Raw genomic sequence first — 18,859 nt, 5'->3', positions numbered from 1 at the left:
GTCACCCGCCGTGGAACTCGTCTTCGTCCGCCACGGCCAACCCGAACGAGTCGTGCGACACGACGGTCAGCCAGCAGACCCGCCCCTGTCGGAGATCGGCCGTCAGCAGGCCGTTGCGGTCGCGGGGTGGCTCGCCGAGATGAACATCGACGCCCTGTACAGCAGCCCGATGCAGCGGGCGCTGCAGACGGCCCAAGCGATCGGTGACGCAACCGGCCTGCGACCCACGGTTCGCGACGGGCTGAGCGAATTCGACCGTGACTCCCCCGCCTATGTGCCGATGGAGGTGTTGAAGGAAACCGACCGGGAGCGATGGGACGAGCTGGCAACCGGCTCGTTCGGCGACGCAGAGCGCACCTCGCAGTTCATCGCCGCGGTCAACCATGCGGTCGACGCGATCGTCGCTGATCATCGCAGCCACCGCGTCGCCTTGGCCTGCCATGGAGGGGTCGTGAATGCATACCTGGCGCGCTGCCTCGGCTTCGACGCCGACTCCTTCCTGAAGTTCGACGTGGACTACACGTCGATAACACGAGTCTTTGCGTCCAGCCACGGCCACCGCAGCGTGCTGTCCGTCAACGAGCGCACCCACCTGCGAGGCCGCCCAGACCTGGCTATCGGCTTGTAGCCCGCGCTGGCGACCGTGGCCCCACGGCTGCTCGCTGGCCTAGTTGAGCTGGGCCCACAGGCGTGTTGCTGCTCGGCGAAGCTGGTCGCCGTCGTTGCCGCCGAACCGGTCTGCGGCGCCTTCCAGCGCTCGCGCACCTTCGTCCGGCCGTCCCAGCGTTGCGAGCGCCTGGCCCAGTCGCATGTATTCGTCGATCGGGCACCCGGGCAGCCGGGTCAGCAGTTCCAGCACGGCCAACATTGAGGGCGCATCGGGCTGGCGCAGGTGCAGCGTGCGCAGATTGTTCAGCATGCGCAGCAGAATCGCCTCGGGCGGTGTCGGCTGCAGGAACGAATCATCGAACGCCTGACGTGACTCGAAGCGGGCAAAAATCGCTGCAGCACCCGCCCGGTCGATGACGCAGCCGTCGAAGGCATCGATGAACACCTCCGGATCGGGTGTGCCGACCAGGAAATGACCCGGCATGCCGACCCCGTGCAGCACGGCACCAGCACGGCGAGCCACCTCGATGGTGACCACCGCCAGCGTGATCGGAATACCGAGCCGCCGCGAGACCACCAAGTCCAAGTAGCTGTTGGCCGGATCGGCGAAGCGACCCCGGTTGGGGCCGAAGCCCTCCTGGCTGAAGAGCAGATCGACGACTGCGTCCGGCGTGGGTTCGCGCACCGCTGCGCCGAGGCGATCCAGCTCGGCCAGCGCGGCAGCTTCGTCGACCGGGTCCGCCCGGCAGTGGGAGGCGATGGCCAACGCCGCCCGGTCGAGCGGTACCGGCTCACTGGCCGCCCACCTGGCGAAGGCATCCACCGGCGACCGGTGACCGTCTGGGGGGTCAGGTACTCCCGCGTCGCCGTCTGACATCGACGTGACGGTACCGGTGGCAGCACCCGGCGCCATCTCGGCGGCTGCACCGTTGCTGCGCCTCGCCGGCCGATGTATCAAGCAGGCGAGCGGCGATACTTGCGCTGTGACGTCGCAGCATCCGTACCTGGATGAGCCGGGTCCGGTGCCGATAGCCCACCGCGGCGGCAGCGCGGTCTGGCCGCAGAACACCATGGCGGCCTTCGAAGGCGCCGTCGGCCTGGGCTACCGCCACCTCGAGACCGACGTGCAGGCAACCTCCGACGGGGTGCTGGCCGTGTTCCACGACGACATGCTCTCCCCCACCTCGGACCTCGACGGGCGCATCTCGGAGATGACCTGGAGCGAGGTGTCGGGGGCACGTGTCGGCGGCGAGCCGATTCCCCGGCTCGAGGAACTGCTCGACGCCTTCGACGACGTGCGCATCAGCATCGATCCCAAGACCGATGCCGCCGTCGAGCCGCTCATCGAGGCACTGCGGCGGCCCGGCGTGCTGGAACGTGTGTGCATCGGCTCGTTCTCCGACGAACGTCTCGAACGCGTCGACGAAGCGCACGGCGACGCTGTGTGCCTCAGCTTCAGTCCCCAAGAAATCGCTCGCCTGCGGATGCTGAGTCTCACGGGACTGCTTGCGCGGCCCCGTCGCTCGGCCCGATCGGACCCGCCAGGCCGCACGCGGCGCGAGCGACCTTTTCGAGGGCGGATCGCGTCCATCCCGCTACGTCAGGGACCGGTCCCGCTCGCAACCCGCCGGCTGGTCGACTATGCGCACCGGAACGGAGTGGCTGTGCACGTGTGGACCATCGACGACCCGGCCGAGATGGACCGCCTGCTCGACATCGACGTCGACGGCATCATGACCGACGAGCCCACGGTCCTGCTTGACGTCATGGCGAAGCGGGGCGCCTGGCCCGCAGGCGACGAGGCCGGCACATGAGTACCGGCGTCATCGATGCCGGGCTGATCGACGAGCTGACGGGAATCGTCGGGGCAGTACACGTACTGCGCGACCCAGAGATGACCGCCGGCTACAGCATGGACTGGACACGTCGTTTCGCCGGCGCGACGCCGCTGGTGATCCGACCCGGCGACACCGCAGAGACCGCTGCCGTCATGAGTGCACTGGCGGCTGCTCGGGTGCCGGTGGTGCCCCAGGGCGGCAACACCGGCCTCGTCGGCGGCAGCGTGCCTCTCGCCGGCGAAGCGGTGCTGTCGATGCGGCGGTTGAACATCTGCGAACCGGTGGATGAGCTCGCATCACAGGTGACGCTGGGTGCAGGCGTGACACTGGCCGATGCCCAAGCACACGCGGCCGCGTCGGGACTCAGCGTCGGTGTCGACCTTGCGGCTCGCGACTCGGCCACGATCGGCGGCATGGTCGCCACCAATGCGGGCGGCATCAACGTGCTCCGCTACGGCGCCATGCGAGCCCAGGTCGTCGGCATCGAGGCGGTGCTGGCCGACGGAACGGTGGTGAGCCACCTGGCAGGCCTTGAGAAGGACAACACCGGCTACGACCTCGGGAGCCTGCTGGCGGGCAGCGAGGGCACGCTCGGCATCATCACGCGGGTGCGGCTGCGACTGCACCCCACCCAGCCCGAGCGCGCCACCGCGCTGCTGGCATTCGAGACGGCAGCCGATGCCGTCAGCGCAGCCGCGGCGCTGCGCCGCGGTGTCGCCTCACTGCACGCGCTGGAAGCTGTCTTCGAGGGGGCCATGGCGCTCGTGTCGCGCCACCTTGGCGTCGCCCCACCAGTCGGCCGCCTCGGCGGCGTTTCGCATCGCAGCCCGCCCATCGAAGACGGCGGCGGAGCGTGGCTGATCGCCGAAGCCGCGGCACGCACCGATCCCAGCGATGAGCTCGGTGCTGCAGTCGAAGAACTGGCGGATCTCGTCGTCGATGCAGCGGTAGCGCTCGATCCCGCAGCCCGCCAGCGGCTGTGGGCGTTCCGCGAGAACGTCACCGAGGCGATCTCAGCAGCCGGCATCCCCCACAAGCTGGACGTGACCTTGCCGGCGGCCCGCCTCGCCGAGTTCGTCGACGGCGTGCCCGATGTGGTCCGAGCGACCGACCCCGACGCCCAGCCGCTGCTGTTTGGCCACCTCGGCGACGGCAACGTGCACGTCAACGTGCTGGGTCCCGGCGGCGCCGAACCGGCCGACGAGGTGGATGACGCTGTGCTGCGCTACGTCGCCGAGCTCGGCGGCAGCATCTCGGCTGAGCACGGCATCGGCACCGCCAAGCTCTCCCAGCTGCATCTCAACCGCAGCGAGGCCGAATTGGCTGCCTTCAGCGCCATCAAGCGGGCGCTCGACCCGGTCGGCCTGCTCAACCCGAACGTCCTGCTGCCCTGAGAGCCGCCCTTTCCGCTGGTGTTCCCATGCTGATGTGATTGGGCTCACGGGCCGCTCGGGCCTCGGGGCTCAGCCTCTAGCGTTCGAGGGGTGAGCCGATCCCGACCGCAGGTCCCGTTCGCCACCCGCTATGCCCGCAACGGCATGGTCTGCAGCGTCGACCATCTCGCGAGCGAGGCCGGCGTGTCGCTGCTGCGTGCCGGCGGCTCGGCAGCAGATGCAGCGGTGGCGGCTTCCGCGGTGCTCGCCGTGACCACCCAGCACATGTGCGGCATGGGCGGCGACCTGTGGGCGCTGGTGCACCACGCCGACGGTACGGCCCCCGCAGCGCTCAATGCGAGCGGCCGGGCCGGCAGCGGCGCCGACCCCGACACGCTGCGCGCCGAGGGCCGCACACGGATGCGCTTCCGCAACGACATCCGCAGCGTGCCAGTGCCGGGATGTGTCGACGGATGGCTGAGCCTGCACGAACAGTACGGGCGCGCCCCGCTGGCGGAGGTGTTCGCCTCAGCGATCGACCTCGCAAGCCACGGCTTTCCGCTCTCGCCCCACGGCGCAGTGGCTGCGGCACTGCTCGACGGCGTCGCCAACACCGGCGACTACTCGCCCCAGAACCGGCCGGGCGATCTCATCACCCGACCCGGCATCTCAACGGCCCTGCACGAGATCGTCGACGGCGGCCGGGAGGCCTACTACGAAGGCGATTTCGGCCGAGACCTCATCGAGCTGGGCGGCGGCGAGTACGCCCCGGCGGACCTGGCTCGTTCCCAGGCCGACTGGGTGACGCCGCTGCAGACCGGCGCTTGGGGGCACCGCCTGTGGACCGTGCCGCCCAACTCGCAGGGTTACCTCACGCTCGCCGGCGCTTGGATCGCCGCGGGGTTGGACCTGCCCGCAGACCCCGACGATCCGCTGTTCGCTCACCTCTTGGCCGAGGCGGCCAAGCAGGCGGGATGGGATCGACCCGCAGTGCTGTCGGAAGACGCTGACGGTGCGGCGCTGATCGCGCCCAAACGGCTCGCACCCCGCCGCGCCGACATCTCGCCCGATGCAGCGGCGCGGCTCGGCGCCGGAACTGGGACCGGCGACACCATGTACCTCGCAGCGGTGGATGCCGACCGCATGGGCGTGTCGCTGATCCAGTCCAATGCGGGAGGCTGGGGCATCGGGCTGTGGACCCCGACGCACCGGATCAGCCTGCACAACCGCGGCATCGGCTTCAACCTCGTCGATGGCCATGCTGCGGAATACGGCCCCGGGCGGCGCCCCCCTCACACGCTTGCCCCCGCCATCGTCCAGCGCGCTGACGGGTCGCTGCGCTCAGTGGTGGGCACGATGGGCGGCGACGCCCAGCCTCAAGTGCTGCTGCAGGTGCTGGCCAGATCGCTGTGCGCGGGCGAGGAACCGGCGACGGCCATCGGATCGGGTCGCTGGCGCTGGGGCGCTGCGGAGGGAACCGGCTTCGATACCTGGGCCGATCCCGACAATCTGCAGCTGTACGTCGAGGGTCATTCGGCGTGGGCAGGTCCCGAGGGCGTCGCCGATCTCGCCGGGCGGGGCCACCGGGTCGGCACCGACGGCCCGCATGACAACTCGTACGGGCATGCCCATCTCATCGAGGTGCACGACAGCGTGCTTGCGGGCGCTTCGGACCCCCGGGCGCTCACCGGCGGCGTTGCCGGCTACTGAGAGGTACAGCTCATCCTCAGTGCGGCAGCGGTTCGGCCACCTCCAGCCGGGAGGGGCCGAGCGACCGGGCGACGAAGAGGGCCGCGTACGCACGGTCGCGCAGGTCGGCCGCTTCCAAGGCGTGAGTGGGATAGCTGGCCACCCCCATCGAGAGCGTGACGCCGGTGTGATACGAGCGGGCGGCCACCTCTCGGCGCACCCGATCAGCGGCCCACACCGCCCCCCCATGAGGTGTGTCGTCGAGTACAGCGGCCAGGATCCCGTCGGTGCAATGGCAGACGGTGTCTGACTCGCGCAGCGTGCCGCGCACCAGGCGCGCCGCAAGCCGCTGAGCTACCCGGGCCTGCGTACTGCTCAGCCCCTCGAAGCCGTCCACCTCGAAGAACACCACCGACAGCGGTTGGAGCGCCCGCCGGGCCAATGCCAGCTTCCGGTCGAGCAGGACCGCGAAGACGCGCACATCGGGAAGTCCCGTGACGGGATCCAGCACAGAGTCGAATACGCCGGGGGTCGAGCCCCCGGCGCCATGGCGAGCCATGGAGCGCCAGAGTGCCACTGTCGAGCGATTCGCACAATGCCGAACCGCCAGACGGCGATTGCCCACGGAGCTCACCGCCCCTCGCATCCGCACGGGGCCAGCGTCGCCACCACGTCCAATGTGCAGCTCCGCACTAGCGTCGGCGCATGCGCATTGCACGACATCTTGTGGACGGTCAACCCGCTCTGGCCGTGGTGACAGACCAGGAAATAGCAACGCTGGAGAGCGACCACACAGACCTGCCGTCGCTGCTCGAAGCGTGCGACGGCGACCTGAGGGCCGCAGTCGAAGCCATGCCGACGGGCCCCACCACGCCGCTCGACGAAGCAAGCCTGCTGTCGCCGGTGGGCCGCCCGCCGACCATCCTCGCCGTGGGGCTCAACTACCGGGCACACGCAGCCGAGGGCGGCCGTGAGCCCCCGAAGGTGCCGATCATCTTCAACAAGCACCACCACTGCATCATCGGACCGAGCGAGCCCATTCACCTTCCGGCGGCCGCGCCCGACATGGTCGACTACGAAGGCGAGCTGGCCATCGTGATCGGGCGGGCTGCACGAGCAGTGTCTGCCGCTGACGCCGCCGACTACATCGCCGGCTACACGATCATGAACGACGTCAGCGTGCGCGATTGGCAGCGCGCAAGCCCGACGATGATGATGGGCAAGTCGTGGGACACCCATGGCCCGTGCGGACCGTGGATGGTCACCGGCGACTCCATCGACCCGCACAACTGCCGCCTGGTCACGGAAGTGAGCGGCGAAGTCCGCCAAGACGCCAAGACCGACGATCTCATCTTCGACTGCTACGAGATCGTCGAGCATCTGTCGACCGCGTTCACGCTGGAGCCGGGGACGGTCATCGCCACAGGCACTCCCGAAGGAGTCGGAGCGTTCTGGAAGCCACCCGCGTTCTTGAGCGCCGGCGACGACGTGTCGATCACCATCGAGGGCATCGGGACGCTCACCAACCCGGTGATTGCCGAGCCCGTCTAGGGCTGCTGGCCTGGGGCAGTCGTGATGCGGCCTACGACAGCAGCGGCGGTGCTGTCGGGAACGCCCGACATCAGGCAGCAGTTCGAATTCGACTACTCGCTGGACCCCGGCCGGTCGCTCGGGCGCGTCGGCGGCAAAGGCGCCGTGGGCCCCGTGCTCTACGACGGTCCCGACATCTGGCGCACCCGGGACACACCTGCCGGCGAAGCCACGCTGCGCATCACGCGCTCGGGGCACATGGCAGATGTGGCTGGGTGGGGACCAGGCGCCGAGATCGCCGCGGCGGGTGTGCCGGCGCTGCTCGGCGCCCATGACGATCCCACTGCGCTCGTGCCCCACGATGCCGTCGTGGCCGGCTGGGTGCGCCGCTGGCCTGCACGCCGGCTGACGGCCACGGGCACGATCTGGGAGCACGTAGTGCCCACCGTGTGCGGCCAGAAGGTGCCGGGGCTGAATGCCAAGAACTCGTGGCAGGGGATCCTGCGGCGCTGGGGCAGGCAACCGCCCGGCCCCGTCCCGAGCGCGCTGCGGCTGCCGCCGACGGCGGAGCTGATGGCCTCGCTCGCCTACCACGAGTTCCACCGATTCGACATCGAACGCCGTCGTGCCGAGGCGATCATCGCCTTCGCCCGTCGCGCCGAAAGGCTGGAGCGGTTGGCCCAGTGCCCGCCGCAGCAGGCTCGCGAGCGCCTGCAGAGCATCAAAGGAATCGGCCCATGGACCGCGTCGATCGTGGTGCTGCTCTGCCACGGCGATCCCGACTCGGTGATCGTCGGCGACTACCAGATCCCCAGCTACGTCACCTGGCACCTAGCCGGCGAACGACGCGGCGACGACGACCGCATGCTCGAACTTCTCGAGCCCTACCAAGGCCAGCGAGCCCGCGTGCAGGCACTGGCCAAATCAGCCGGCCCACCCCCACGCCACGGCCCCCGCATGCCATTACAGGACCTGCAGCACCGCTAGCAAAACGAACAGACGCGATAGCGGAGGAGGCGGCAGGAAACTCTGCGACGTTGCGACCAGCTGGATCGCGGGAGCAGAGGATCCTGCGGCCTCCGCAGCGGGCGACACCCGGCTGGGAGCACCAGCTAGGGCAACAACGCCTCGGGAATGTCGACGATCTTGGCCCGCAGGTACTCCCCTAGCGCCTTGGCCTGAGGATCCTGCCGCGTCGAAGCCGCCACACCCTCCTCCAGCAGCCCGTGGAAGATGAAGTTCAGGCTCCAGATGTTCGGCAGGTCGTATCGATCCACCCGGTGCTCGGCGGCCTCGGGCATCAGATCGGCAAGTCGCTCGACAGTCAAGAAATCCGACAGCCACCAGAAGGCCTCAACCGAGCGGGCAAAGATGCCCAAGTTCGCGTTCGGCCCCTTGTCTCCGGACCGGGTGCCGTACAGCGTGCCGAGCGGCACCGCCCGCGTCGGCCCTCCGGGCGGCTCCACGCGTTCTGCCAGCGCCGTCTCAACCCTGTCGGATGAAGCTTCGGCGGCCGCACCGTCAGGAGGATTATCGGGACCCGTGTCGGGCGGCGTGCTGTCGATCACCGTTCGACGACCGTCCACCACCACCTGCATCGGCACCAGCGACGCGTCCACCAGCGCCGGCCAGTACACGCCGAAGGGCTGGCCCGCCCCCGGGCCGCCCCCCGTGCCGAACATCCCGGGAATAGAGCACAACCCGATCTCGGTGCCCGCATTCGAGAACGCCCGCCCCACCTTGCGCTCGTCAGGGTCCTTCACGATGATCTTGTAGACCGCAACCGCTTCCTCGTTGGTGCCCGGATCGGCCTTGTGGGTCGGCAAAAACTTGCGCACCACGGTCTCGTAATCGTCAGGACCGTACGGGCACGCATGCCAGAACTGCCGCTCGATGAGCTCCGCCTTGGCCTCGATGTCCAACCCCGTCAGCCCGATGGAGATCTGGTTGCGGAAGCCCCCCTGGTAGTTCATGGCCACCTTCAGCGTGGGCGGCGCCGGCTCACCCCGGGTCCCGCTGATGCGCACCCGATCCCGCCCGATCTGTTCCAGCTCGATGGTGTCGAAGCGGCTCACCACATCGGGATTCATGTAGCGCTCGCTCTGGATCTCGTACAGCAGCTGCGAGGTGATCGTGCCCACCGAGACCTCCCCGCCGGTGCTGGCGTGCTTGCCGATCACGCTGGAGCCGTCGGCTGCCACCTCCGCCCACGGGAAGCCCGGGTAGGTCATGTCGGCGATCTCGGTGAAGAAGCTGTAGTTGCCGCCGGTGGCCTGCCCGCCGCACTCGATCACATGCCCCGCAACGATGGCGCCGGCAAGCGCATCCCAGTCGTCACGGGTCCAGCCGTGATGCCACGCAGCGGGGCCGGCCACCACGGCCGCATCGGTCGCCCGCCCGGTGACGACGATGTCGGCACCCTGGTTCAGCGCCTCCACAATCCCCCAGCAGCCGATGTAGGCGTTGGCCGTCACGATCCGGTCGGCCAGCTCGCCCAAGGGCTGGCCGGTGTCGAGATGGGCGAAGTCGTTGCCTGCTGCGATCAGCTCGCCCAGCCGGTCGGTGAGGTCGTCACCGTCGACGTAGGCGATCGACGGGCTCAGCCCCAGCCGGTCCGCCACATCGGCCACGGCGTCGGCGCACCCGGACGGGTTGAGACCGCCGGCGTTGGACACCACCTTGATGCCCCGGTCCAGGCAGGTGCCCATGACCTCCTCCATCTGCGTGACGAAGGTGCGGGCGTAGCCGGCGCCGGGCCGCTTGGCTGCGATGCGCGACAGGATCAGCATGGTCAGCTCGGCCAGCCAGTCGCCCGTGAGGGCATCGACCGGTCCCCCCGACACCATCTCCCTTGCGGCAGAGAGCCGGTCTCCGAAGAAGCCGCTGCAGTTGGCGATCCGGATGGGCGGTGCGGTCGTCGTGTTCATATTCACTGCTCGTCCTGTCGGGAGGCTCCGATGCAGGGTAGGTCACCGCTCTGCGAGACTTCCGGTCATGGCGAATCCTGTGCTCCTGCTTCATGGCTTCACCGGTTCGGTAGCGAGCACCTGGCAGCCGACCGGCATCATCGATCTGCTGTCCGACGGCGGCCGTGAGGTCATCGCGTGGGATCTGCCCGGCCACGGCTCGGCCGAAAAGCACCATGATCCGGCCGGCTACGCCGACATGGAGGCCAAGCTGGTCGAGCGGCTGGCAGCCGAAGTCGGCGAGCAGACCGTCGACGGCGTCGGCTTCTCCATGGGATCACGCACGCTGCTGGCCCTGGCGGCCATGGCACCCGAGCGCTTCGGCCGCCTGGTGGTCTCGGGCGTCGGGCGGAATCTGTTCGAACGCGACGACGAGCAGGCCGAGCGCATCGCACGCGGCGTCTCCGGGGAAGCCGAGGCAGACGACGTGCACGCCCAGACCTTTGCCCGATATGCCGCCGAACCAGACCAGGACGGCCAGGCGCTGGCCGCATTCATGCGCCGCAAGCACGCGCCGCTCGGAGATGACGAGTTTGCACGCATTACCCATCCCGTGCGCGTCGTGCTGGGCACCGAGGATTTCGCCGGCCCTGCCGACCCGCTGCTCGACGCCCTGGCGGACGCTTCGTTCACCGAACTGCGCGGCTGCGACCACTTCGCCACGCCGAAGAACTTCGGCTTCATCGACGCGGTGATGGAACACCTCGAGGTCTTCTGAGCCCTGCCGCTCGCAACCGGGCCACCAACTCACGGCTGTTCACAGCAACTGCTCCCGCTTGCAGCGCCAGTTCTCGCTCTGTCTCATCGACATCGTAATGGTCACCCTGGAATGCGGCCCGCCGCTTGCCGATGAGCGCTGCGAACCGGTGCAGCTCGTCATAGCTCTCGTCGGAGACGAGATGAGCCCAGCGGCGACCGCGCCACGGCCAGCGGGCCTCGTCAACCAGGATTGCCATCGGTCCAGCTTGGTATATGGCCCTCCGGCCGCGCTGGACAGCGGGGCGACATAGGCTTGCCTTCCCTACGAGGCGCCTGACGGGGGGAGGCGCTGTGTGATTGGGCAGATCCAGCGCGTACGACGGCCAGCTCGGGCCTTGGCGCGCGCTGGCGCAGCCGCCCTGCTCGCATTCGCCGGGATCGCCATCGGGTCCGACCACTCCGTGCAGGCGACCGAGGTGCCCGTCGACATAGCGCCGGTCAGCCAGCACCTCAACGCATGCTTCCCCGAACCGGCGCTCCCGCGGCTCCCGTATATGGGCCCCGCTATCGAAGGCGCTCTCATCTACGACGACTGGATCGCCTCGATCGTCGCCGCAGGGCAAGCCTGTGAACCGCTGCGCGTGCCGTTCTTCGGCGAACTCCGCATGCCCCTCGCTGATCCTGTCATGACGTCAGAATTCGGCCCCCGCTACCACCCGGTGCGCAAACGGTGGCTGCCGCACACCGGCGTCGATCTCGTCGACCGGGAGCGGCGCTGGCGTGTGCCCGTCCTCGCTTCCGGCATGGGAACCGTCATGGCAACCGGGAGCTTCGCCGCGTATGGCCGGTCGGTCATCATCGACCACGGGCAGCGGGTTGCCACGGTCTACACACACCTCAGCAGCGTCAGAGTGCGTGAGGGTGACCATGTGGAGGCCGGCGATCGCATCGGGCTGCTGGGTTCGACCGGGGCAGTCACCGGCCCGCACCTGCATTTCGAGTTGCGTCTCGGCGGTGCTGCCGTGGACCCGTTGGACTACATCGCTCCCTGGCCGCAGCCGCCCCCGGGTCACGCCTGAGGCTCACCCGTGTGATCCGCGTCGTCAGCTCCGTCGTCCTCGTTGTCGTCGTCGCCCTCGTCCTCGCGGATCTCGAACAACTCTGACTCGATGAGCTCGTGCCGCTTGATGTACGTCGACACGAACGCCTGAACCGTTGCGGCTGCCGGTACCGCCAGCAGCGCGCCTGCCGAGCCCAGCAGAGCCGCTCCTACCAACACTGCCCCGAAGGCCACCGCTGGATGGATGTTCATGGTGTGGGCGGTCACACGCGGCGCCAGCAGGTAGTTCTCCAGCTGCTGGTACGCGAGCACCACCACGGCCACCCAGAGGGCTGAAATCGGTTCGTCGAGCAATGCAATCAGCAACGGCAGCAGTCCCGCCAGGTACGTACCGACGACCGGCACGAATTGCGAGAGCACGCCCACCCACATCGCCAGCGGAATCGGGAACGGCACACCGATAATGGCGAAGGCCGCCCAATGCACCAGGAACGCCGCCATTGCGAGCAACGTCCGCGAGTAGATGTAACCGCCGGTCTTGTCGATAGCCAGTTCCCAGCCGCGCATCACGGCGGCCTGACGGGCAGGCGCCAGCGCCGAGCAGACCAGGCGTCGCAACCGCGGTCCGTCCGCAACCAAGTAAAAGGTGAACAGCGCAACGGTGAGCATCTGTATGGCCACGTTCACCACGGTCGAGCCGACCGACACCAGGTTGCCGGCGACATCGCCGAGCAGCGATGCCGCGCTCCCGCCCTCGGTGAACTGGGCTCTCAGATCGTCGGTGCTGAGCTGAATGCCGAATTGCTCGTCTGCCCAGCGCTCGATGTCGGACAGATAACCAGGAGCCGCGTCGATCAACTTGGTGATCTGGTCGGCCAGCACCGACGCCATCGCCGCAAGGAATCCCGCAGCCGCCAGGGCGAAGGCCGTGAAGACGACTGCCGTGCCGAGCCCTCGCCTCCAGCCCCGGCGCGCCAGCCAATTGACGGCCGGCTCCATCGCAAACGACAAGAAGAGCGACACCAGCAGTACCACCAAGAGGTCGCGCAGCTTGTCGAGCAGCCATGCCGCGGTCGCGAGGCCGACCACCGCGGCCATGAGCAGCCCGATGGCGCGCGGCACCCAGCGCGGCATCCGGTCACGCTCGGGTAACCGGAGCTCCGCCCTGCGCCGCGCCTCACTGGCCACGATTGCCCCCGTGCCTGGCACCCATCGCGTCGAGAACCGCCGCGTGCAGCAGCCCATTGGTGGCGACGCCGTTGCGATTGCGGAATTCGGGCCGGCCAGCGACGTCGGTGAAGGCCCCACCGGCTTCGGCCATGATCACCGGCATCGGCGCCAGATCCCAGGTCTCGCACACCGGGTCGATCATGGCCTCAGCCTGTCCGGTCGCCACTAGGAAGTAGCCGTAGGCATCGCCCCACGTGCGCATCATCGCGCCTCGAGAGCGCAATGCCTCGAATTGGGCTGGCTCGAAGGTGTTGTAGTCGGACGTGTTGACGAGCGCCCCACGGAGGTCGGGGTGATCGCTCACCGAACAGCGGTGGTCGCCGAGCCAGCAGCCGGCGCCCCTCCCGGCGGCGAGCGTCTGCCCGAGCACCGGCAGATCGATGACTCCCACAAGCGGACCGTGCGGATCCACCAGCGCCACGAGCGTCGCGTACAGGGGGACGCCCCGCACAAAGCCGCGCGTCCCATCGATGGGATCGACGATCCAGGTCCTGCCGTCGGGCCGGATCGAGCCGCCCTCTTCCTCGCCGAAGATCGCGTCATCGGGAAATCGCTCGCCGATCCGGTCACGAACGAGGCGCTCTGCCGCCCGATCGGCTTCGGTCACTTCGGTGCCATCGCGCTTGTTGGTGACCCCGAGGTCGCGCCGGCCGAACCATCGCAGCGTGAGCGCGCCGGCCTCGGCTGCGATCTCGCGCACAGCCGCAACCAGCGACTCCCCTGCGGGGCCGTCACCTGCCCCTGCCGCCCTCACTCGCCCCGGCCTGTGCCTTGCCACGGCAGCCGTCGCTGCCGCGGGGCCTCGTCGGCATCGTCGACGATGTCGGGATTCAGCGGGAAGTTCAGCACCGGCACGGGGAGCTGCCGGGCGATCCGTTCCGAGGGCAGCAGCACCAGGCGTGAGGCGCCCGTCGGCGGGCGCTGGGAGAACAGCACCACGAGATCGGCATGGTGCTGGCTGCGCGATCGCACCACTGCGCCGGTGAAACTCTCGTTGCGCAGCGAGCGGAACTCGAAGTCGACATCGCGGCTGCCGCAGAGCTCGCCGATCTTGACGGCGTGCGGCTCGTCACGCTCCCCCGGCATCAGCACGACCAGCGACGACCGCCACCGCGCCGCTTGATCGATCAGCCATTCGGGCAGCTCCACCGGGACCGGCGCCGCCACCAGCACACGATGGGGCAGCTCGAACTCCTCAGGGGCGGCACCGTCGTCGTCCTCGGCAGACGTCCAGCCGCGCAGATCCCGGGCAACGAGCAGCGGCCCGACCAGCTCGAACAGCACGACGGCGCCCAGCACCACCGTGGCGGCCTCGGCGCCCGGGTCGCCAAGCCGCTCCGATGCGATGACCGCCAGGCCCACGGCAACGCCGGCCTGCGGCGTCAGATTGACCCCCAGTCGCAACGATCGCCGCCAGCCGAGGCCCCCCACCAATCCGCCGCCGAGACCGCCGACGATCTTGGCTGCGACACGCACGACGATGTACGCGACGCCGACCAAACCAACCTTGGGTACGTCGGAGAGGTGGATCGAGGCGCCGGCCAGCGCGAAGAACAGCAGGTACAGCGGCTGCTCGATGGTCTTGATGGTCCGGAACAGCCGTACTGAGAATGCCTGCGGCGACACCGTGGCCGCGGTGGCCCCGGCCACGAGCGCGGCCAGCGGCAGCGAGATGTCCAAGAAGCCGGCGACGGTCCACCCGATCACGATGTGCACCAGCACGAACAGCAGGAGCTCGCCAGAGGTTTCGATCTGGAACCCGAGCCGTGAGATGAACCAGCCTCCGAGCAGTCCCAGTACCGCACCGCCGATTCCGAGCTGCACGAAGTCGAGCACCGCACCGCCGACGTCTGCGGCCTCGTCGGAAAGCAGCACTGCAATGGGCAGAACTGCCGCGAAGGTGGTGGTGGCCAGCGCGTCAGACACCGCGTGGGTGCCGACGATGCCGGTGGGATAGCTGCCGCGGGCGCGTACCGAGCTCACGATGTGCGCGATCGTCATCGGGGCACCCGCTCCCGCTAACGCTCCCAACACCAGCGCCACGGGGCGGTCAGCCCCCAGCCTGCTGGTCACCCAGAAGACCGCGACTGCGCTCAAGGCGAACTGGACGACACCGGTGGTCAGCGTCCAGCGGGCGGCACGCAGCGCCCGCACCGAGACGCGCTCGCCGATCACGAACATGAGCACGGCCAGCGCCACCTCCGTCACCGGACGCAGCGCAATCAGGGAGGGCTCGTCGATCAGGTTGATGACGGGCGGCCCCGAGGGGCCGAGCAGGGCGCCGACGATGAGGAAGGCGACCAGCTCGGGCAGGTGGTGGCGCGCCAGCAGTCGGCTGGCGAGGTATGCCAGCCAGGCGAGGACCGCGAACGCGACGAGCGTGTCGTTCACTGTTGTGTCACCGCCCCGGCAGGCGCCAGAACCATATGCTCAGGGAGTCGATCAGCTCCCAGGTGACTCAGACCCAGATCAATCAGAGGCGGCCGAGACCGGCTCGAAGTTGGGGTCGCGCTGCTCCACGAAACTCTGGACGCCTTCCTTGAAGTCCGGTCGTGTGAGCGATTCCCGCATGAGCGCGTTGGATTCCTCCAAGGCGTCGCTCCGTGCCTCATCGAGCTGTCCCCACACCTGGCGCTTGATCTGGGCCATCGACCACGGAGCGCTGAAGCGCCCCAGGTCACGCGCGTAGCTGACTGCCTCGTCGAGCAACTCGTCGGGCGGAAAGACCCTGCTGACCACGCCCATCTCCTTGGCCTCGTCGGCCAGGAAGACGCGGCCCGACATGAGGATGTCGAGCGCATTCGACGGACCGACCACGCGGGGCAGCATCCACGAGACACCGTGTTCAGCGATGAGGCCGCGGCGCACGAATGCACTCGTGAACTTGGCACCCTGGGCCGCGAATCGGACATCGCACATCATGGCGTGCACGAAGCCCAGCCCGGCGCATGCCCCGTTGATCGCTGCCACCACCGGCTTGGGGATGGACAGGGCGTAGTCGTGACGCTCGTTGCGCAGGCGGGGCGGGGCCTCGTCGGAGCCTTCGCCTTGCCCGCTGCTGATCCCCTGCAGGTTGTCCATGTCGGCCCCGGCGCAGAATCCCCGGCCCGCTCCGGTCACCACGATGGCACGGACGTCAGGGTCGGCGGCAGCCCGATCAAGCGCGTCGAAGTAGCCGGTTCCCAACTCGCCAGTCCAGGCGTTCAAACGTTCGGGACGGTTCAGCGTGACAACCGCCACGCCGTCGTCAACCTCGTACAGCACTGTGTCATTCATCCGGCTTCTCCTTGCTGGTGCCGCCGCGGCCACGCTACTCGCGCTAGTTCTGAGAGGCAGCGCCCGCAGATCAACGTTCTCGCCAAATGACGTCTTGTCTCCCGCTCATGTTCGCTGCGCTCACGGGCCGCTCAGGCCACGGCTTCGCACTGTGCTTGCCGCTCTTGTTCGCTGCGCTCACGGGCCGCTCGGGCCCTGGGGCTCAGCCTCTGGACACCTCTTCGACGGTGACTGTGTCCATCGTGTCGCCGACGGCGATGGCGAGTGCAACGTCCATCCCCTCGGTCACGTAGCCGAACAGGTTGTAGGCGGGCTGCAGCTTGGCGCGGCAGTCGTCGATGCAGATGAAGAACTGGCTGCCGTTGGTGTCTGGCCCCGCGTTGGCCATGGCCACGGCACCGAGCGTGTAGTCGCCATTCACGGGCTCGTCAGCGAACCGGTACCCCGGGCCGCCGCGGCCGGAGCCCTCCGGGCAGCCGCCCTGGATGACGAATTCGGGCACGACCCGGTGGAAGGTCAGCCCCGTGTAGTAGCCGTCCTGCGCCAGATTGACGAAATTGTTCACCGTCACCGGGGCGAGTTGGGGGTCGAGGTCCATGACGATGCGGCCTTTGGACGTGTCGAGGGTGACACGCCAGATCGCATCGGTGTTGATGTTCATTGCAGGTGCAGAAGCCATGAGCCAGCGACGCTACCGGCGGAAACGGGTGCGGCCGCTACGGCATCTGTTGTGAGCGGTTCGTGTGCTCAGTCGGTGGAGCGCAGGGTCTTTCCGGTGAGGGAACCGGTGTGCTCACCGTCGCGCATGAACACCTGCCCGTTCACCAGCGTGGCGTCGTAGCCGGTGCCGCGCTGGATGTAGCGGCCCGCGCCGCCCGGGAAGTCGTACACGTACTCAGGACCCGACAGCGAAAGGCCTTCGACGTCGATGACGTTGATGTCGGCGAACCGACCGGCTTCGAGCCGGCCCCGGTCGACCAGCCCGAACAGGTCAGCCGTGTCGGAGGTGATCCGGCGGATGCCCTCGGGCAGCGAGAAGAACCCGTTGTCGCGTACCCAGTGGCTCAGGAAGAACGTCGGCTGGCTCGAGTCCATGATCTGCCCGACGTGAGCGCCCGCATCGGCGAGGCCCATAACGATGGAGTCGTGGCTGAGCATCCGTTCGATCGCATCGAAGTCCTGGTTCAGCACCGGCAGGCTCAGCATCACGGTTCCCTCGGAGCGATCGGTCGCATCCAGGAACAGTTCCACCGGCGACACTCCGGCTGCCGCAGCCTGTGCCTCAAGCGTGCCGTCGGGCCCGATCCGGTAATTCGGGTTGACCGCGTCGAGCAGGTACAGGCGGCTCAGGTCGACGAGCGAGTTGGCCATACCAGTCGAGTTCTTGTCCGACGAGTTGGCCTCCGCCACCAGGGCTGCACGGGTCGCGGGGTCGCGGATCGCCTCAAGGCGACCGGCCACGTCGAGACTGCGCAGCGATCGCCACGTCTCGCCCGCACGATCCCATGGTGTGCGGTGCTGGATTCCGAGCACGACGCCGATGGCACGGCAGGTGGTCTGCGGTCGCAGGTTCGCGCCGGCGGCGTTCTGCTCGCTGACGTAGCCGAGCACCAGATCGCTCATCTCGGGCTTGCGAGCCGAATACACCAAGCCGAAAGTGCTGGGCCGGCCGCTGCGCCGCGTGATCTCGCCGAGCACCTCGATCTCGTGGCGGCCTCCGGCGAAGTCAGGTCCGGCAGCCTCGAAGCGAGGCGCCGACTCGAACACGCCCCGGCCGTGGCGGCCCAGGACGTCGCCGAAGGCGTACAGCTCGTCGTCATCGGCGAACGTGCCCGGGATCGGGCGCCCGTCGGGCGTGCGGTGGAGCAGGGTGCGAGAGGTCGAGAAGCCCAGCGCGCCGGACCCCATCGCCTCGTCCACAAGCTCGCACATCGCCGCGACCTGAGACTGCGATGCAGGACGCTCGTCGAGGCTGTCGGGACCCATCGTGTGCCAGCGCACTGCCACATGGCCGACCATGCCGCCGACGTTGAGGCCCTTGGGCATGCCGTCCAGGAAGGCCAGATACTCGCCGTAGGAGCGCCAGTCCCACGGAAGGCCCTGCATCATCGACTGCTTCGGGATGTCCTCGACCGACTCCATGACCTCGGCGATGTACTCGATGTCCTCGGTCTTCACCGGGGCGAACGTGACCCCGCAGTTGCCCATGACGACCGAGGTCACGCCGTGCCAGCACGAGCTCGAGCCGATGGGGTCCCAGGCGAGCTGCGCGTCGAGGTGCGTGTGGATGTCGACGAATCCGGGCGTGACAACCTTGCCGCCAGCGTCGATCTCTGTGCGCCCCGATACTGTGACCTCGCCTACCGCGGTGATCCTCTCGCCGTCGATGGCGACGTCGGCGACCCTGGCATCGCTGCCGGTGCCGTCCACCACCAAGCCGCCTCGGATGACTGTGTCGTGCGACATCGCGCGCTCCCGTTCGTGTGAGGTTCCCGACGCGTGAGCTTACGCCCGCCGGGACTCCGCCTGCCGTGTCTCCGCGCCCCGTCGCTGGCTTCGGTACTCTCGAATGGATGCCGACTCCCCAGA

Annotated in this window: 18 protein-coding genes; 8 read left to right on the top strand and 10 right to left on the bottom strand. The window is 68.6% G+C overall.

Features of this window, described 5'->3' with window-relative positions:
• The first annotated feature begins 10 nt into the window (after window positions 1–10).
• On the top strand, window positions 11–628 hold the full coding sequence (locus ACOQPE_RS12040; RefSeq protein WP_420609146.1) for a histidine phosphatase family protein: 618 nt from the start codon (window positions 11–13) through the stop codon (window positions 626–628).
• 39 nt (window positions 629–667) lie between these two features.
• On the opposite strand, the gene ACOQPE_RS12035 is transcribed toward ACOQPE_RS12040, so the two are convergent.
• Window positions 668–1,486, bottom strand: coding sequence for a SirB1 family protein (locus tag ACOQPE_RS12035; RefSeq protein ID WP_420609145.1), 819 nt, complete (start codon window positions 1,484–1,486; stop codon window positions 668–670).
• A 106-nt stretch (window positions 1,487–1,592) separates the two neighbouring features.
• Between ACOQPE_RS12035 and ACOQPE_RS12030 the strand changes: the two genes are divergently transcribed.
• From ACOQPE_RS12030 to ACOQPE_RS12020, 3 genes are all read left to right on the top strand, one after another.
• Entirely contained in the window at window positions 1,593–2,423 is an 831-nt protein-coding gene (locus ACOQPE_RS12030) for a glycerophosphodiester phosphodiesterase (RefSeq protein WP_420609144.1), read from the top strand.
• Entirely contained in the window at window positions 2,420–3,841 is a 1,422-nt protein-coding gene (locus ACOQPE_RS12025) for an FAD-binding oxidoreductase (protein ID WP_420609143.1), read from the top strand. The genes ACOQPE_RS12030 and ACOQPE_RS12025 overlap by 4 nt, the downstream gene beginning before the upstream one ends.
• Window positions 3,842–3,931: 90 nt before the next feature.
• Window positions 3,932–5,530, top strand: coding sequence for a gamma-glutamyltransferase (locus ACOQPE_RS12020; RefSeq protein ID WP_420609142.1), 1,599 nt, complete (start codon window positions 3,932–3,934; stop codon window positions 5,528–5,530).
• Window positions 5,531–5,546: 16 nt separating this feature from the next.
• Here the strand turns inward: ACOQPE_RS12020 and ACOQPE_RS12015 are convergent, their stop codons facing one another.
• Complete coding sequence (locus ACOQPE_RS12015) at window positions 5,547–6,068, bottom strand: diguanylate cyclase (RefSeq protein ID WP_323672456.1); 522 nt, start codon at window positions 6,066–6,068, stop codon at window positions 5,547–5,549.
• 146 nt (window positions 6,069–6,214) lie between these two features.
• Between ACOQPE_RS12015 and ACOQPE_RS12010 the strand changes: the two genes are divergently transcribed.
• Both ACOQPE_RS12010 and ACOQPE_RS12005 read left to right on the top strand, forming a co-directional pair.
• Entirely contained in the window at window positions 6,215–7,060 is an 846-nt protein-coding gene (locus tag ACOQPE_RS12010) for a fumarylacetoacetate hydrolase family protein (RefSeq protein WP_420609141.1), read from the top strand.
• A 24-nt stretch (window positions 7,061–7,084) separates the two neighbouring features.
• Window positions 7,085–8,026 carry a DNA-3-methyladenine glycosylase family protein gene (locus tag ACOQPE_RS12005; RefSeq protein WP_420609140.1) on the top strand — a complete coding sequence of 314 codons (942 nt, stop codon included), beginning with the start codon at window positions 7,085–7,087 and terminating at the stop codon, window positions 8,024–8,026.
• A gap of 125 nt (window positions 8,027–8,151) precedes the next feature.
• Here ACOQPE_RS12005 and ACOQPE_RS12000 read toward each other — a convergent pair whose 3' ends face one another.
• Window positions 8,152–9,966: an acyclic terpene utilization AtuA family protein gene (locus ACOQPE_RS12000; RefSeq protein ID WP_420609139.1), complete on the bottom strand. Its 1,815-nt coding sequence runs from the start codon at window positions 9,964–9,966 to the stop codon at window positions 8,152–8,154.
• Window positions 9,967–10,033: 67 nt separating this feature from the next.
• On the opposite strand from ACOQPE_RS12000, the gene ACOQPE_RS11995 reads away from it, so the two are divergent.
• The gene (locus ACOQPE_RS11995) at window positions 10,034–10,723 is read left to right on the top strand and encodes an alpha/beta fold hydrolase (protein WP_420609138.1); all 690 of its coding nucleotides are present in this window, start codon (window positions 10,034–10,036) and stop codon (window positions 10,721–10,723) included.
• Here the strand turns inward: ACOQPE_RS11995 and ACOQPE_RS11990 are convergent.
• Window positions 10,686–10,961, bottom strand: a complete 276-nt coding sequence (locus ACOQPE_RS11990; RefSeq protein ID WP_420609137.1) for a DUF4031 domain-containing protein — start codon at window positions 10,959–10,961, stop codon at window positions 10,686–10,688. The genes ACOQPE_RS11995 and ACOQPE_RS11990 overlap by 38 nt on opposite strands.
• 138 nt (window positions 10,962–11,099) lie before the next feature.
• On the opposite strand from ACOQPE_RS11990, the gene ACOQPE_RS11985 reads away from it, so the two are divergent.
• Window positions 11,100–11,783: a M23 family metallopeptidase gene (locus tag ACOQPE_RS11985; RefSeq protein WP_420609136.1), complete on the top strand. Its 684-nt coding sequence runs from the start codon at window positions 11,100–11,102 to the stop codon at window positions 11,781–11,783.
• Here the strand turns inward: ACOQPE_RS11985 and ACOQPE_RS11980 are convergent.
• The 6 genes from ACOQPE_RS11980 to ACOQPE_RS11955 form a co-directional block, all read right to left on the bottom strand.
• Window positions 11,774–12,898, bottom strand: coding sequence for an AI-2E family transporter (locus ACOQPE_RS11980; RefSeq protein ID WP_420609135.1), 1,125 nt, complete (start codon window positions 12,896–12,898; stop codon window positions 11,774–11,776). The genes ACOQPE_RS11985 and ACOQPE_RS11980 overlap by 10 nt on opposite strands.
• A gap of 43 nt (window positions 12,899–12,941) precedes the next feature.
• On the bottom strand, window positions 12,942–13,748 hold the full coding sequence (locus tag ACOQPE_RS11975) for an inositol monophosphatase family protein (protein WP_420609134.1): 807 nt from the start codon (window positions 13,746–13,748) through the stop codon (window positions 12,942–12,944).
• Window positions 13,745–15,385, bottom strand: a complete 1,641-nt coding sequence (locus tag ACOQPE_RS11970; RefSeq protein WP_420609133.1) for a cation:proton antiporter — start codon at window positions 15,383–15,385, stop codon at window positions 13,745–13,747. The genes ACOQPE_RS11975 and ACOQPE_RS11970 overlap by 4 nt, the downstream gene beginning before the upstream one ends.
• Before the next feature lie 78 nt (window positions 15,386–15,463).
• Window positions 15,464–16,270: an enoyl-CoA hydratase gene (locus tag ACOQPE_RS11965; protein WP_420609132.1), complete on the bottom strand. Its 807-nt coding sequence runs from the start codon at window positions 16,268–16,270 to the stop codon at window positions 15,464–15,466.
• Window positions 16,271–16,472: 202 nt separating this feature from the next.
• Window positions 16,473–16,949, bottom strand: a complete 477-nt coding sequence (locus ACOQPE_RS11960) for a peptidylprolyl isomerase (protein WP_420609131.1) — start codon at window positions 16,947–16,949, stop codon at window positions 16,473–16,475.
• Between the two features lie 68 nt (window positions 16,950–17,017).
• Window positions 17,018–18,736 (bottom strand): N-acyl-D-amino-acid deacylase family protein, encoded by a 1,719-nt coding sequence (locus ACOQPE_RS11955; RefSeq protein ID WP_420609130.1) that lies wholly within the window; start codon window positions 18,734–18,736, stop codon window positions 17,018–17,020.
• Window positions 18,737–18,859 lie beyond the last annotated feature (123 nt).

This window comes from Candidatus Poriferisodalis sp. (assembly GCF_965219595.1).
Lineage (GTDB): Bacteria > Actinomycetota > Acidimicrobiia > Acidimicrobiales > Poriferisodalaceae > Poriferisodalis.
This window is presented reverse-complemented; position numbering and strand designations above follow the sequence as displayed.

What these genes read in the sequence shown, in the direction of transcription:
- ACOQPE_RS12035 (WP_420609145.1), bottom strand. Translation starts at nt 1,486, where the DNA reads ATGTCAGACGGCGACGCGGGAGTACCTGACCCCCCAGACGGTCACCGG.
- ACOQPE_RS12025 (WP_420609143.1), top strand. Translation starts at nt 2,420, where the DNA reads ATGAGTACCGGCGTCATCGATGCCGGGCTGATCGACGAGCTGACGGGA.
- ACOQPE_RS12015 (WP_323672456.1), bottom strand. Translation starts at nt 6,068, where the DNA reads ATGGCTCGCCATGGCGCCGGGGGCTCGACCCCCGGCGTATTCGACTCT.
- ACOQPE_RS12010 (WP_420609141.1), top strand. Translation starts at nt 6,215, where the DNA reads ATGCGCATTGCACGACATCTTGTGGACGGTCAACCCGCTCTGGCCGTG.
- ACOQPE_RS12005 (WP_420609140.1), top strand. Translation starts at nt 7,085, where the DNA reads ATGCGGCCTACGACAGCAGCGGCGGTGCTGTCGGGAACGCCCGACATC.
- ACOQPE_RS12000 (WP_420609139.1), bottom strand. Translation starts at nt 9,966, where the DNA reads ATGAACACGACGACCGCACCGCCCATCCGGATCGCCAACTGCAGCGGC.
- ACOQPE_RS11995 (WP_420609138.1), top strand. Translation starts at nt 10,034, where the DNA reads ATGGCGAATCCTGTGCTCCTGCTTCATGGCTTCACCGGTTCGGTAGCG.
- ACOQPE_RS11990 (WP_420609137.1), bottom strand. Translation starts at nt 10,961, where the DNA reads ATGGCAATCCTGGTTGACGAGGCCCGCTGGCCGTGGCGCGGTCGCCGC.
- ACOQPE_RS11980 (WP_420609135.1), bottom strand. Translation starts at nt 12,898, where the DNA reads ATGCCGCGCTGGGTGCCGCGCGCCATCGGGCTGCTCATGGCCGCGGTG.
- ACOQPE_RS11965 (WP_420609132.1), bottom strand. Translation starts at nt 16,270, where the DNA reads ATGAATGACACAGTGCTGTACGAGGTTGACGACGGCGTGGCGGTTGTC.
- ACOQPE_RS11960 (WP_420609131.1), bottom strand. Translation starts at nt 16,949, where the DNA reads ATGGCTTCTGCACCTGCAATGAACATCAACACCGATGCGATCTGGCGT.
- ACOQPE_RS11955 (WP_420609130.1), bottom strand. Translation starts at nt 18,736, where the DNA reads ATGTCGCACGACACAGTCATCCGAGGCGGCTTGGTGGTGGACGGCACC.